The organism is Luteimonas sp. A482 (assembly GCF_054072655.1).
Genome location: NZ_JBSVRO010000004.1, coordinates 1 through 13,885 on the forward strand (window position 1 = coordinate 1; position 13,885 = coordinate 13,885).

The window sequence follows — 13,885 nt, forward strand, 5'->3', positions numbered from 1 at the left end:
ACGTGGCGGCAGGCACCGAGGGCACCGACGCGGTGAACCTGGACCAGCTGGAAGGCGCCACGGCCAGCAACCGCTACTTCCAGGCCACCGGCAACGACGACGACCCGAGCGACGACGTGGGTGCGTACGCAGAAGGCGCGTATGCGACTGCCTCGGGCGAAGCGGCCAATGCCTATGGCCAGGGTGCCTCGGCCTACGGCAGCGGCGCATATGCCGACGGCCAGTACTCGACGGCCTCGGGCTACAACGCCACCGCGACGGCCGACAGCGCGACCGCAGTGGGCGGCAGCCTGTATTACGAGGACCCGGACACGGGCGAAGTGCTGCTTGACCAGACCACCACCGCCTCGGATGTCGGCGCAAGCGCATTTGGCGCCGGCGCGCAGGCCAACGGGACGTTCAGCACCGCCACCGGTGCGGCCGCTACGGCCGACGGACTGCAGGCCACGTCGATCGGTTACAGCAGCGTGGCTTCAGGCCTCGCATCGTCCAGCCTGGGTGGATTCTCGGAGGCGACCGGCGACTTCTCGACCGCGCTGGGCTACGCCGCTGCGGCGAGCAACACGCGCACCACGGCGGTGGGCATCTCGTCCTCGGCCAGTGGCCTGAACGCCACCGCGATGGGCAATACCGCCTCCGCCAGCGGCAACGCATCGGTGGCGCTGGGCACCAGTTCGAACGCGACCGGTCTCAACGGCACTGCGCTGGGCGGTTCGGCCCGGGCGACCGCGGACAACGCCACCTCGGTGGGCCAACTGGCCTGGGCGACGGTGGCGGGTGGCACGGCGATCGGTCGCGACGCCTACGTCTACGGTGCCGGCATCAACGCCACGGCGGTGGGCCTGAGCGCCTGGGCCAACGGCGCGAGCAGCGTGGCGCTGGGTGCGGGTTCGCGTGCGACCGAGGCGAACGTGGTGTCGGTGGGCAATGCCACCGGCGGCACGCATCCGGCGACGCGCCGCATCGTCAACGTCGGCGACGGCATCGCGGCCAGCGATGCGGCAACGGTCGGGCAGCTGGAAGGTGCGACCGAGCACACGCGCTACTTCGCCGCGAGCGGCGGCACCGACAGCGACACCGCCGCATACGTCGAAGGCGAGTACGCAACGGCATCGGGCGAATCGGCCACGGCAACGGGCGAGGGCGCTTCGGCGCTGGGCAGCGGTGCCTTCGCGCTGGCCGATGGCGCCACGGCGGTCGGCTTCAACGCGGTCGCCGACCAGACCGGCACCACCGCGGTCGGCGCCGGCAGCGCTGCCGTGGCGCTGGATGCGACGGCGGTGGGCGTCGGCGCGCTGGCGCAGGCCAGCAACAGTGTCGCGCTTGGCCAGGGCTCGGTCGCCGACGAGGACAACACCGTCTCGGTCGGCAGCGAAGGCAACGAGCGCCAGGTCACCAACGTGGCCGCGGGTCGGGTCGCAATGGGCAGCACCGATGCGGTGACCGGCGGCCAGGTCCATGACGCGCTCGACAGCACGGCGCAGATCATCGGCGGCGGATCCGAGGTCACCGCATTCGGCACGCTGTCGGCGCCGGCCTTCATGATCCAGGGCAGCACCTACTTCAGCGTCGGCGACGCCTTCGGCGCGGTGGATGCACAGATCAGCGTGCTCGACGGCCGCCTGAGCGTGCTGGAGGGGAGCGCGTCGGCATCGGCAGGCCAGTCGACCGCTGCCTCGGCCGGTCGGCGCCTCGGTGATCCGGCAAGCGACGTCGGCACGTCCAGCATCGACGATGCAGGCGGCACCGGCGGCGGCACGACGCAGGGCACCGTCGTCACCGCGAACGCGGTCGCCATCGGCGACGGGGCCGTGGCAACGCAGCCCACATCGACTGCCGTCGGCGATGGCGCGACTGCCACCGCCGCGAATTCGGTTGCGCTGGGCCAGGGTTCGGTGGCCGACCGTGCGAACACCGTCTCGGTGGGCAGCGCCGGCAACGAACGCCAGGTCACCAACGTCGCGGCCGGTACCCAGGCGACCGACGCGGTGAACGTCGCCCAGCTCGAGTCGACAGCAACCCAGGCCGTCGCGACCGCGAATGCCTACACCGACCAGCGCTTCGACACCTGGAGCGACAGCTTCTCGGCCTACCAGGGCGAGCTCGAGCAGCGATTCACCGACCAGGACCGTCGCATCGACCGCCAGGGTGCGATGGGTGCGGCGATGCTGAACATGGCCACCAGCGCCGCGGGCATCCGCACCCAGAACCGGGTCGGCGTCGGCCTTGGTTTCCAGGGCGGTGAGAGCGCGCTGTCGCTGGGATACCAGCGCGCGATCAGCGACCGCGCGACGCTGACCATCGGTGGCGCGTTCAGCGGCGACGAGAACTCGGTGGGCGTCGGTGCCGGCTTTGGCTGGTGAGTGTGCGGGCGGGCGCGCCACGGTGCGCCCGCCCAACCGGAAACAACGGTTCCCGCGGTGCGCGCAGCGCATCCGTCAGCCGCGGGACGGCTCCAGCTTGAGACGGTGACTGCGGCACGTGCGGTGATCCCGCCCGCGTCGTCCCATGCGAGTTGATCCATTTCGTCGAGAGGGAAATCCATGAACAAGCGCAACATCCTCCCCTGCACCCTGGCCGTCGCGGTGATTGCCGCCATTGGCGCGACCGGTGCCATCGCCGCCAAGAAGCCGAAGTTCGCGATGGACACGGCCAACCTGTCGGCCAGCCTCGGCGACCAGCAGGCGTTCCACCGCTTTGTCGTGGAATACCGCCAGGGCACGCGCGAGAAGAGCGACCGCAATGCCGGCGTGGCCGCGGTCAACCGGGCGCTGTCGCGTTCGGCACTGACCAAGGGCCGGGCCGCGTCCGCCAGCCACCTGCGCACGCTCGCGACTGGCCAGCAGCTGGTCAAGCTCTCGCGCAGCCTCGACCGGGTCGAGGCAGATGCCCTGCTGCGCCAGATCAAGGCCGATCCGAACGTGGTCTCGGTACGGCCGGATCGCCTGCGCCAGATCGCCCGCGACGCGGTGCGCCTGCCGCGCGTGCAGCCGGCCTACATCCCGAATGATCCCGACTTCCTCGAATACCAGTGGCATATGCTCGCCCCGGACGGCTCGGCCACCTTCGACGGCGGGCCCAACCGCGGCGGCGCCAACGTGTCGGCGGCCTGGGACCTGGCCGACGGCAACGGCATCACCATCGCGGTGCTCGACACCGGCATCAGCGAACACCCGGACGTCGACACCTCGTTCGCCGACGCGGGCTATGACTTCATCACCGATGCGTTCGTCTCCGGCCGCGACACCGACGACCGCGTGCCCGGCGGCTGGGACCTGGGCGACTGGACCATCGGCTACCCCGGCGCGGAAACCTGCCAGCAGCGCTACAGCTCCTGGCACGGCACCCACGTGGCCAGCACCGCTGGCGCGCAGGCCACCGACAACGGGGTCGGCATGACCGGCATCGCCTACAACGCGAACGTGCTGCCGATCCGCGTGCTCGGCCACTGCGGCGGATACGACACCGACATCTCCGACGCGATCGTCTGGGCCGCGGGCGGTGAAGTCGAGGGCATGCCGCTCAACCCGAACCCCGCGCACGTGATCAACCTCAGCCTCGGCGGCTCTGGGGCCTGCACGGAGTACGAGGCCGATGCGGTCGCACAGGCCAATGCACTGGGCGCGGTGGTCGTGGTCGCCGCCGGCAACCAGAACGCCAACACCTCGGGCTACTCGCCCGGCAACTGCCCCGGCGTGATCACCGTGGCCTCGAATGGCGTGACCAGCCGGCGCGCGTACTACTCAAACTTCGGCGACGGCATCGAGATCTCGGCGCCGGGCGGCGGCGTCTACGCCAATGACGGCAGCGGCGGCGCGCAGATCTACGACGGCTTCATCTGGCAGGCGGTCAATCCCAGCGACACGACGCCGCTGCCGGCCGACCAGATCGCACCAGACGGCTCCAACGGCGGCTACGGTGGCTCTGCCGGCACCTCGCAGGCCGCGCCGCACGTCGCCGGCGTGGTCGCGCTGGTGCAGGGCGCACGCCTGGATGCCGGCATGCCGCTGCTCACGCCCGCCGAAGTGCTCGAGGTGCTGCAGGACACGGTGACGCCGTTCACCGTCGCGCCCACGGCCGCGCAGCCGATCGGCCCCGGCATCCTCAATGCCGCGGGCGCGGTGGCCAAGGCGATCGAGCCGCCGTGCGAGCTGGACTGCGCGCCCGACGCGACGCCGATCGTCAATCGCGTGGCCGTCACCGGTCTGTCCGGCACGGCCGGCAGCGAGACGCTCTACAGCATCACCCTGCCCGCCGGAGCCAGCGGGCCGCTGAGCATCACCACCACCGGCGGCAGCGGCGACGTCAACCTCCTGGTCAGCTTCGAGGAGGAGCCGACCGATGCCGACGCGGACTTCCGTTCGGCGCGGCCCGGCAACAACGAGACCGTGCGGATCAATGCGCCGCAAGCCGGCACCTACTACATCAAGCTGACTGCCGCGCGCGCCTACAGCAACGTGCGCCTGCAGGCCCGCCACAACTGATTGCTGCATCGCTGAACGCAGGAGCCCCGGCTGGTCCGGGGCTCTTGTGTTATGCACGCATGAATCCCGGCCCCAGCCTGGACACGTGCGGCATCGCCTTGCCGGCGCCCGCGGCGCAAGCTGCTAAAGTCGTGGCCCCCGACGGATGCCGAACGTGAACGCGATCCCCGATGCTCCCGTCAGCGAGTCCGTGGCGCAGGACGCGGAGGACCGCATCGTCGCCGCGCTGCTCGATCGCCAGCAACTCAAGGAAGTGGACCTTGCGCGCGCGCGCCGCCTGCAGGAAGAGACCGGCGGCGGCATCCTGTCGCTGCTGTCCAGGCTGGGCCTGGTCTCCGAGCGCGACCACGCCGAAGCCTGCGCCAGCGCGCTGCAACTGCGCCTGCTAGGCGCCAAGGACCTGCCCGACGCGCCGCCAGAGACGCTGTCCGAGGCGCAGCCACTGAGCGCACGCTTCCTCAGACAGTTCCACCTGTGCCCGATCGGCGAACAGGACGGGCGCCTGGTGCTGTGGATGGCCGACCCGCACGACCGCTACGCGCTCGACGCCGTGCGACTGGCCACCAGCCGCGCGATCGAGCCGACGGTGGGGCTGCGTTCGGAGATCGACGACCTGATCGAGCGCTGGCACGGCCAGGGCCGCAGCGCGATGGGCGCCATCGTCGAGACCGCCGACGGCGAAGGCGGCGCCGACATGGATGATGTCGAGCACCTGCGCGATCTCGCCAGCGAAGCGCCGGTGATCCGCCTGGTCAACCTCGTCATCCAGCGCGCCGTCGAACTGCGCGCCTCGGACATCCACATCGAGCCGTTCGAGACCCGGCTCAAGGTGCGCTACCGCATCGACGGCGTGCTCGAGGAGGGCGAGAGCCCGCCGAGCAACCTCACGGCGGCCGTGATCAGCCGCATCAAGATCATGGCCAAGCTCAACATCGCCGAGCGCCGCCTGCCGCAGGACGGCCGCATCATGCTGCGCGTGCAGGGCAAGGAGCTGGACCTGCGCGTGAGTACGGTCCCGACCGCGCACGGCGAGAGCGTGGTGATGCGCCTGCTCGATCGCGAGACGGTGGTGTTCGACTTCGAACGGCTCGGCTTCACGGGGGATTTCCTTCCCGCATTCCAGCGCGTGCTTGAGCAGCCGCACGGCATCCTGCTGGTCACCGGCCCGACCGGCTCGGGCAAGACCACCACGCTGTACACCGCGCTCAGCAAACTCAACACGCCCGACGTCAAGATCATCACCGTCGAGGATCCGGTCGAGTACCAGATCGAGGGCATCAACCAGATCCAGGCGCGGCCGCAGATCGGGCTGGATTTCGCCAACGCCCTGCGCAGCATCGTGCGCCAGGACCCCGACATCATCATGATCGGCGAGATGCGCGACCTGGAAACCGCGCGCATCGCGATCCAGTCCGCGCTCACCGGCCACCTGGTGCTCAGCACACTGCACACCAACAACGCCGCCGGCGGCATCACCCGCATGCTCGACATGGGCGTCGAGGATTACCTGCTGACCTCGACGGTCAACGGCATCCTCGCCCAGCGCCTGGTGCGGCGGCTCGAACCCACGCACGCGGAAAAATACGCTGCGTCGCCCGAGGAGATCGACAAGTTCGGTCTGCGCCGCTTCCAGCCGGAGGGCGAGGTCTTCCTGTATCGGCCGCGCGGCTCGGCGATCGCGCCGACCGGCTACTTGGGGCGCACGACGATCGTCGAGTTCATGGTCATGAACGATGAGCTGCGGCGCGCGGTGATGCGCCACGCCGGCATGGGCGAGCTCGAACAGATCGCGCGCCAGCACGGCATGCGCACCATGTACGAGGACGGCCTGGCCAAGGCGCTCGCCGGCGTGACCACGCTCGAGGAAGTGCTGCGGGTGACGGAAGAGGCATGAGCGCCTGATGCCCCTGTACCGCTACAAGGCGCTCAACAGCCGCGGCGAGACGCTGGACGGGCAGATGGAGGCCGCCAGCGACAGCGAGGTGGTGCTGCGGCTGCAGGAGCAGGGCCATCTTCCGGTGGAGGCGCGGCTGGCCAGCGAAGCAGGCGGCGGCACTTCCTGGCGATCGCTGCTGCGGCCGAAGCCTTTCGCAGGCCAGCGCCTGGTGCAGTTCACCCAGCAGCTGGCGACCCTGCTTGGTGCAGGACAACCGCTGGATCGCGCCCTGACCATCCTGCTGGAACTGCCGGAGGAGCCGGCCGCCAGGCGCACCATTTCCGAAATCCGGGATGCCGTGCGCGGCGGCACCACGCTCTCCGGCGCGCTGGAGCGACAGCACGGCACGTTCTCGCGCCTGTACATCAACATGGTGCGCGCGGGCGAGGCCGGCGGCAGCCTCGAGGAGACGCTGCAGCGGCTGGCCGACTACCTCGAGCGCAGCCGACTGCTGCGCGGGCGCGTGGTCAATGCGCTGATCTATCCGGTGATCCTGCTGGCGATGGTCGGCCTGTCGATGATGTTCCTGCTCGGCTACGTCGTGCCCCAGTTCGCGGCGATGTACGAAAGCCTGGACGCGCCGCTGCCGCTGTTCACGAAAATCGTGCTGGCGCTGGGCCTGTTCGTGCGCGACTGGTGGATCGTGCTGCTGGCGGTGCCGGCGCTGGCGCTGTGGTGGCTGGACCGGCGCCTGCGCGACGTGGCCTTCCGCACGCGCTTCGATGGCTGGCTGCTGCGACAGCGGCTGGTCGGGCCGATGATGGCGCGGTTGGAAACCGCGCGGCTGGCGCGCACGCTCGGCACCCTGCTGCGCAATGGCGTGCCGCTGATGTCGGCGCTTGGCATCGGCCGTAGCGTGGTCGGGAACCGCGTGCTCGCCGCCGATGTCGAAGCTGCGGCGGAAGAGGTGAAGAACGGCGTCGGGCTGGCGACGGCGCTGGGCAAGGGCAAGCGTTTCCCGCGCCTGGCGCTGCAGATGGTGCAGGTGGGCGAAGAGTCAGGCGCGCTCGACGCGATGCTGCTCAAGACAGCCGACACCTTCGAGCAGGAAACCGGTCAGGCGCTGGACCGCATGCTGGCTGCACTGGTGCCGGCGATCACGATGGTGCTGGCGCTGGTGGTGATGGCGGTGATCCTGGCGGTGCTGGTGCCGGTGTATGACCTGACCAGCGTGATCGGGTGAGTGACTGCGGCAGGGCGCATCATTGCGGACTGAATTCGAGGGATTAAGGAGGACGTTGGTATGGGCGAGCGACGGTTTCAGGTGCGGGGCGGTGCGGGGGGCGCGGGCTCCGAAGGAGTTTTGCGCGGGCGATTCGCTGGTGTTACCCGTGGCGACGGCGTCATTCCAACCGCGTCTGTTGGTAGCCGGCAGCGCGGATTCAGCCTGATCGAGATCATCCTGGTCGTGGTCCTGATCGGTGGCATCGTCGCATTCGCGGCCACGCGCATCCTCGGCGGCGGCGATCGTGCCCGCGTCAACCTCGCGCGCGCGCAGGTGCAGACGATGGCCGACAAGGTGAGCCAGTTCGAGATGGATACCGGCACGCTGCCGGCCTCGCTCGACCAACTGGTCACCCAGCCTGGCGGCGCCGTCGGCTGGCTGGGGCCGTATGCCAGGGAATCCGAACTCAAGGATCCCTGGAACACGCCGCTCGAGTACCGCGCGCCCGGCGATGGCCGGCCCTACGACATCGTCAGTCTAGGCGCCGACCGCAAGTCGGGCGGCGACAGCGTCGATGCGGACATCCGCAACGACTGACGCGGCACACGGGCGCGCAGTGCGCAACGGCACGGGCATGCGATGGCCATCGTCCGCCGCCGGCGGCGCGGACGCGGCCGTGTTGCGCAGGCCTGCGCCGCCTCCGGCGCCACGACCCGCGTGCCGCGTCCAGCGCGGCATGACGCTGCTGGAGATCCTGCTGGTCATGGCCCTGATCGCAGCGACCGGCCTGCTGGCCGCGGGCATCCTCACCGGTGGCTTCGACCGCATGGAGCTGCGCTCCAGCGCACGCGAGCTTGCCGCGCAGCTGCGCTTCACGCGCACGCGCGCGATCGCCACCGGTACCACCCAGCAATTCACCATCGATCCCGCCGCGCGCGCCTGGCAGGGCGCGGACGGGCACGGCGGTGAAATCCCCGAATCGCTGGACGTGCAGTTCACCGGCGCACGCGAAGTGCAGCCCGGCGAGGGCGTGGGCGCGATCGTGTTCTTCAGCGATGGCGCCTCGACCGGCGGACGAGTGCAGCTGCGCATGCGCGATGCAGCCTGGAACATCGACGTGGCCTGGCTCACGGGCGAGGTAACGCTGCGACGCGGGGAGGTGGGGCGATGAGTCGCTGTGCGCTGCAGGAGAACGGTTCGGTCACGCTCGACAGGATGCGGGCGCCATGGCGGGTATTGGGCAGCGAATCGGCGTTGGCCGGGCCATTTGTCGGCGTCAGCCGTGGCGACGGCCTCACTGGCGGTGCGGGGGTCCGTTCTTCGCAGCGCGGCTATTCACTGCTCGAGGTCATCGTCGCCTTCGCCGTGCTGGGCGTTGCGCTGAGCCTGCTGCTGGGCGCGCTGTCCGGCGGCACGCGGCAGGTGCGCTGGGCTGCCGACAGCGGACGCGCGGTGCTGCATGCGCAGTCGCTGCTGGACGAGGTGGGCGTGGGCGAGGTGCTGGCCCCCGGCCGACGCGACGGCGAATTCGGCGGCGGACGCTATCACTGGGTGCTGGAGGTGGCGCCGTACGTGGACCGCGACCGTCCCCCTGCGCCGCAGTCGGATCCTTATGCGCCGCAGCTGCTGCAGCTGCGGCTGGTGGTGACCTGGGGCGAAGGCGGGCCGCGCGAGCGCCTGCAGCTGGAGACGCTGCGGCTGGTGCAGCCGGATCCGTCGGGGCTGTCGGGATGAGGCGGCTGGTGCCTGATCGACATGGATTGGTGTCGGTGGTGGCGCGGCTGCGGCCGGGCCCCCACCCCAACCCTCCCCCGCAGGCGGGGGAGGGAGCCAATGCGCAGGCGGGGGAGGGGGCAAGTGCGCAGGCGGGGGAGGGGGCAATTGCGCAGGCAGGGGAGGTCGTCGGCACGCACGGAGTGGCCCGCGTCGGCGACATCCGCATCGGCCTTTGCTCCCTCCCCCGCCTGCGGGGGAGGGCTGGGGTGGGGGCAGGAGCGAAGCGATCGTCGCGATGCATCGACGTTGGTCGGGAACATGCGCATCCTGGTTCAACTTCTGGCGGTACCGGTAGGCTATTCACTGGCGTCAGCCGTGGCGACGGCCTCGTTTGCCGGTCGCCGGCCAGTGGTTCGCGGCGCGGCGACGGCACCATTTACACGCCGCCGGCCCGAGGCTCGCAGCGCGGCGACGGCCCGATTTGCAGGGCGCGGGCCCGTGGCTCGCAGCGCGGCTTTACCCTCATCGAAATCCTGCTCGCCACCACCCTGCTTGCGCTCGGCCTGGCGCTGGCCTTCTCCACCCTGCGCGCCGCGACCGCGACGGTGGAACGCGGCGAGTTGATCGCCGCGCGCAGCGAGCGCATGCGCGCGGTCGACGGATTCCTGCGGCGACGCCTGGCCTCGGCCGCGCCGATCGCGTTCGCCATCGATGAGGACAGCGGCCGCATGGTCCGCTTCATCGGCGAACCCGACCGCATCCGCTTCGTCGCCGACCTGCCGAACTACCTCGGCCGCGGCGGGCCGCACCTGCACGATGTCGCGGTGCTCGATGGCGAAGGCGGAACGCGGCTGGCCGTCTCGTTCGCGATGGCGGTCAGCGGCGGCACGATCGAGGACGGCGACGCGCGCCCGCCCGAAACCCTGGTGCCCGACCTGGCCGAAGCGCGCTTCCGCTACCGCGGCCTCGGCGAGGACGGGCTGCTCGGCGAATGGACCGACACCTGGGAGCAGGTGGACATGCTGCCGCTGCAGGTGTCGGTGGAGCTGGCTAGCCGCAGCGGCGGCGCCTGGCCGCCGCTGGTGGTGATGCTGCCGCAGCGCCTAGGCGGGATGGTGCCGTGAGGCGGCCCTGTCCCGCATCCGCCCGCGGCGCCGCGCTGATCCTGGTGCTGTGGCTGATCGCGCTGCTGGCGGCGCTGATCGGTGCGTTCGCGATGACGGCGCGCACCGAATACATGCAGGGGCGCACCCTGGGCAGCGGATTGGTTGCGGCGCAGGCTGCGCGCGCGGGCCTCGAATACGCGGCCACGCGTGTCTCGGTGCCCGATCCGAGCCTGCAGTGGCTGCCCGACGGCCGCCCGTACCGCTGGCGCTTTGCCGATGCCGAGATCGAGGTCCGCATCGTCGACGAGTCCGGCAAGCTCGACCTCAACGCCGCCGAGGGCGCCAGCCTGTCGGCGCTGATGCGCGCAGTCGGCGCCGAGCCGCAGCAGGCCGACGCGGTCGCGGCCGCGATCGTGGACTGGCGCGATGCGGACGACATGACCCAGCCGCAGGGCGGCGCCGAGGATCCGCAGTACGCCGCCGCCGGCCTGGCCTGGGGCGCCAAGGACGCGCCGTTCGAAACCGTGGCCGAAGTGGAGCAGGTGCTGGGCATGACGCCTGCGCTGTTCGCGAAACTGGCGCCGCACCTGACCATCTTCAGCGGGCTGCCGGTGGCGGATGCGCGCTTCGCCACGTCGGCGGTGCTGCAATCGATGGGCATCGACGTCGCACCCGTGCTGGCGGGGCGTGAACGCCCACCGCAGCCCGGGGATGCCTCGTTCGTGGGCGCAGGCAGCGGCACGTATAGTATCGACAGCCATGCACGGCTCAGGGATGGGCGGCAATCCGTCCTGCGCGCCGTGATCCGGCTGGGGCCCAGCGGCGTGCCCGGATCCGCATTCACGGTCATGAGATGGGAGGAGGGCGCGTCACCGCGATGATGGCCGTGGTCGAACAATCCACAGCAACGCCGTCCGCCCTGCGCGGCGGTCTGCGCCGTGTCGACGGCTCGCTGCGCCCGCGCCTGCGCGGCTTCCGCCAGTGGTGGACGCGCTCGCTGGCGGCATGGCTGCCGGCGCGCGTGCGAGACCTGTTCGGACTCTCGCCGCAGCGGTTGCTGCTGGAGCCGGTCGGGGAAGGATTGCGCTTGTCGCTGTGGCGCGGCGACGGCGTGCGCATGCTGGCCGACCTTCCGCTTGCGCGCGAGCTGTCGGAACAGGGTGATCCATTGGCGCGGCTGCTGTCGCCGGCGATGGCGCGGGTCCCGCGCTGGCTGCTGCTGCCGGGCACGGCGGTGCTGCGCCGGCGTCTGACCCTGCCTGCGGCGGCCGGCGAGCGGCTGCGCGAAGTGCTGGGTTTCGAAATCGACCGGCAGACGCCCTTCACCGCGGCCGAAGTGAGCTACGACGCGCGGCCGCTCGGCCGCCGTGGCGGCGACCAGATCGAAGCCGAACTTGTGGTGGTGCCGCGCGCGACGCTCGATGCCGCGCTGGCCGGGGTCGGCCCGCTGGCTTCGACCCTCGCCGGCGTCGATGTGGCCGAAGCGGACGGCATTCCGCTCGGCGTCAATCTCGCCAGCGATGCCGGGCGCAGCCGTCGCGAGGATCCCGCGCGCGGCCGCAACCTGATCCTGCTGCTGGTCGCGCTGCTGGCCCTGCTTGCCGGCATGTGGCAGATGCTGGCCAATCGTGGGGCGGCGGCGGACTTCTTCGCGCAGCAGGTCGAAGCCGAAGTCGAGCGCGCGCGCAGCGCCTCGCTGGAAAAGCGCCAGCTGCTCGATCTGATCGAAGGCGGCGCCTTCCTGCGCGACGCGCGCGCGGGCCGGCCGACGATGGTCGAGGTGATGGATGAACTCGCCAGGCGCCTGCCCGACGACACCTTCCTGGAAAAGCTGTCGGTGGAAGGCGACCGCATCCTGCTGATCGGCCTCAGCCGCGAGGCCTCCGCCCTGGTCGCCCGGCTGCAGGGTTCGCCGCTGTGGTCCGAGCCGACCCTGGCCGGCGCGCTGCAGCCTGATCCGCGCACGCGCATGGACCGCTTCACCCTGACCGCCACCCTGACCGTGGCCGATGCCAGCCCCGGCGTGGCGGCGTCCACCGCGGAGACGAGCGATGCAGCCGGAGGTCACTAGCCGCGACCGCTGGCTGGCGCTGGCGATCCTGGCCGGCGTGCTGGCGCTCGCCTATCTGCTGCTGGTGCATCCGTGGTGGACGGTGCCCATGCTCGAGACCAACGCGCGCATCGAAGGCCTGCGCGAGCGAGACCTGCGCGCGCGAACAGGACTGCAGCAGGCGCCCGAGGTGCGCGAACGCCTGGAAGCCGCGCGCGCCGCGGCCGGCAGCGCGCCGGGCTTCATGGCCGAGGCCAACGTGCAGTTGGCGACCTCGGCCCTGGTGCAGCGGCTGGAACAGGCCGTGGTCGAGGCCAGCCCCGGCAACCGCAGCTGCGCGATCAGCAACCGCCAGCCGATGAACGACTCGCGCCAGCAGCGTTTCCCGCGCGCCACCGTGCAGGTGCGGCTGACCTGCGGCAATGCCGAACTCGCCGCGGTGCTGCATTCGCTGGAAAGCGGCTCGCCGCGGCTGTTCGTCGACAATCTCAACATCCTTGCCCAGCGCTACCAGTTCAGCGGCAACCAGGGCAGCGGCGGCGGCGTGGACGCGAGCTTCGACCTGTACGGTTACCTGCAGCCCGCGCCCGCAACGGTGGCCGCCGATGCGCGCTGAGGACGTCGGTGCGCGCACCTGGCTGTACGCCGGGCTGGCAGGCTGGGCGCTGTGCGTCTGGATCCTGGCGATGTTCGGCATGGGCGGCAGCATCGATCGCCTCGACGACGATCCCTCGCTGCGCCAGGCGCTGCCGGAGCCGGCTGCGCCCGGCGCGCAACGGCTTGGTCCGATGGCGCAGTACGCCGATGTCGCCGCGCGTCCGCTGTTCACCGACAACCGCAGGCCGCAGCCGTTCGCGATCGATCCGATGGGCGAGGCCGAGGGCGCGAGCAACGACTTCGACTACGTGCTGAGCAGCGTGCTGCGTACGCCGGCGCTGCAGATGGTGATCCTGCAGCCGGCCGGCGGTGGCGAGCCGGTGCGGGTCAAGCTGGGCGGCGCGCCCGATGCCGCGCCCGGCTGGGTGCTGCAGTCGGTCGCGGCGCGCAGCGCCGTATTCGCCGGGCCGGAGGGCGAGCGCAGCCTGGAGCTGCGGGTGTTCGACGGCAGCGGCGGACAGGCACCGACCCCGATGTCCTCGCCGGTCTCCACGCCCGGGGCCAACGTCGCGGCGTCGGCGGGGATGGTCGAGGGCGACGTGGGCGCCGCCCCGCACGCAACCGGTGGATCGCAGCCGTCCCAAAAAACCGATGAGGACGCCATGGGCGCCGCCGCCCCTGCGGACGCCGCAACGGCCGCGGCCCAGCAGCAAGCGGCGCAGGAGCAGGTGGAGATGATCCGCCGCCGCATCGAGGAACGCCGCGCCCGGCTGCGCCAGGAAGACCGGGCGCGTTCGGGCCAGCCCGCCAACGAGAACCAATAGACTGCGC

Annotated in this window: 12 protein-coding genes; all 12 read left to right on the forward strand. The window is 71.1% G+C overall.

Annotated features, from left to right (window positions below):
- A partial coding sequence (locus ACW5DW_RS12485; RefSeq protein WP_457019278.1) for a YadA family autotransporter adhesin occupies window positions 1-2,363 on the forward strand: 2,363 nt, incomplete at its 5' end.
- A 180-nt stretch (window positions 2,364-2,543) separates the two neighbouring features.
- Window positions 2,544-4,484, forward strand: a complete 1,941-nt coding sequence (locus tag ACW5DW_RS12490) for a S8 family serine peptidase (RefSeq protein ID WP_457019279.1) — start codon at window positions 2,544-2,546, stop codon at window positions 4,482-4,484.
- 145 nt (window positions 4,485-4,629) lie between these two features.
- Window positions 4,630-6,378 carry a type II secretion system ATPase GspE gene (gene gspE / locus ACW5DW_RS12495; RefSeq protein WP_457019280.1) on the forward strand — a complete coding sequence of 583 codons (1,749 nt, stop codon included), beginning with the start codon at window positions 4,630-4,632 and terminating at the stop codon, window positions 6,376-6,378.
- A gap of 7 nt (window positions 6,379-6,385) precedes the next feature.
- The gene (xpsF, locus tag ACW5DW_RS12500; RefSeq protein WP_457019282.1) at window positions 6,386-7,603 is read left to right on the forward strand and encodes a type II secretion system protein XpsF; all 1,218 of its coding nucleotides are present in this window, start codon (window positions 6,386-6,388) and stop codon (window positions 7,601-7,603) included.
- Window positions 7,604-7,765: 162 nt separating this feature from the next.
- On the forward strand, window positions 7,766-8,182 hold the full coding sequence (gene gspG / locus ACW5DW_RS12505; RefSeq protein WP_457019570.1) for a type II secretion system major pseudopilin GspG: 417 nt from the start codon (window positions 7,766-7,768) through the stop codon (window positions 8,180-8,182).
- Between the two features lie 37 nt (window positions 8,183-8,219).
- The gene (gene xpsH / locus ACW5DW_RS12510) at window positions 8,220-8,756 is read left to right on the forward strand and encodes a type II secretion system protein XpsH (protein WP_457019283.1); all 537 of its coding nucleotides are present in this window, start codon (window positions 8,220-8,222) and stop codon (window positions 8,754-8,756) included.
- A gap of 83 nt (window positions 8,757-8,839) precedes the next feature.
- A complete protein-coding gene (gene xpsI / locus ACW5DW_RS12515; RefSeq protein ID WP_457019571.1) occupies window positions 8,840-9,319 on the forward strand; it encodes a type II secretion system protein XpsI in 480 nt (159 codons plus the stop codon).
- Window positions 9,320-9,780: 461 nt separating this feature from the next.
- Entirely contained in the window at window positions 9,781-10,425 is a 645-nt protein-coding gene (locus tag ACW5DW_RS12520) for a prepilin-type N-terminal cleavage/methylation domain-containing protein (protein WP_457019572.1), read from the forward strand.
- Window positions 10,422-11,288, forward strand: a complete 867-nt coding sequence (locus ACW5DW_RS12525) for a general secretion pathway protein GspK (RefSeq protein WP_457019284.1) — start codon at window positions 10,422-10,424, stop codon at window positions 11,286-11,288. Before ACW5DW_RS12520 ends, ACW5DW_RS12525 begins: the two co-directional genes overlap by 4 nt.
- Window positions 11,261-12,478 (forward strand): PilN domain-containing protein, encoded by a 1,218-nt coding sequence (locus ACW5DW_RS12530; RefSeq protein ID WP_457019285.1) that lies wholly within the window; start codon window positions 11,261-11,263, stop codon window positions 12,476-12,478. Before ACW5DW_RS12525 ends, ACW5DW_RS12530 begins: the two co-directional genes overlap by 28 nt.
- Window positions 12,459-13,073 (forward strand): type II secretion system protein GspM, encoded by a 615-nt coding sequence (gene gspM, locus ACW5DW_RS12535; protein ID WP_457019286.1) that lies wholly within the window; start codon window positions 12,459-12,461, stop codon window positions 13,071-13,073. The genes ACW5DW_RS12530 and gspM overlap by 20 nt, the downstream gene beginning before the upstream one ends.
- Complete coding sequence (locus tag ACW5DW_RS12540; protein ID WP_457019288.1) at window positions 13,063-13,878, forward strand: hypothetical protein; 816 nt, start codon at window positions 13,063-13,065, stop codon at window positions 13,876-13,878. The genes gspM and ACW5DW_RS12540 overlap by 11 nt, the downstream gene beginning before the upstream one ends.
- Window positions 13,879-13,885: the final 7 nt, after the last annotated feature.

Coding starts and splice junctions, on each gene's coding strand:
- ACW5DW_RS12490 (WP_457019279.1), top strand. CDS start 2,544: ATGAACAAGCGCAACATCCTCCCCTGCACCCTGGCCGTCGCGGTGATT.
- gspE (WP_457019280.1), top strand. CDS start 4,630: ATGCCGAACGTGAACGCGATCCCCGATGCTCCCGTCAGCGAGTCCGTG.
- xpsF (WP_457019282.1), top strand. CDS start 6,386: ATGCCCCTGTACCGCTACAAGGCGCTCAACAGCCGCGGCGAGACGCTG.
- xpsH (WP_457019283.1), top strand. CDS start 8,220: ATGCGATGGCCATCGTCCGCCGCCGGCGGCGCGGACGCGGCCGTGTTG.
- ACW5DW_RS12530 (WP_457019285.1), top strand. CDS start 11,261: ATGGGAGGAGGGCGCGTCACCGCGATGATGGCCGTGGTCGAACAATCC.
- gspM (WP_457019286.1), top strand. CDS start 12,459: ATGCAGCCGGAGGTCACTAGCCGCGACCGCTGGCTGGCGCTGGCGATC.
- ACW5DW_RS12540 (WP_457019288.1), top strand. CDS start 13,063: ATGCGCGCTGAGGACGTCGGTGCGCGCACCTGGCTGTACGCCGGGCTG.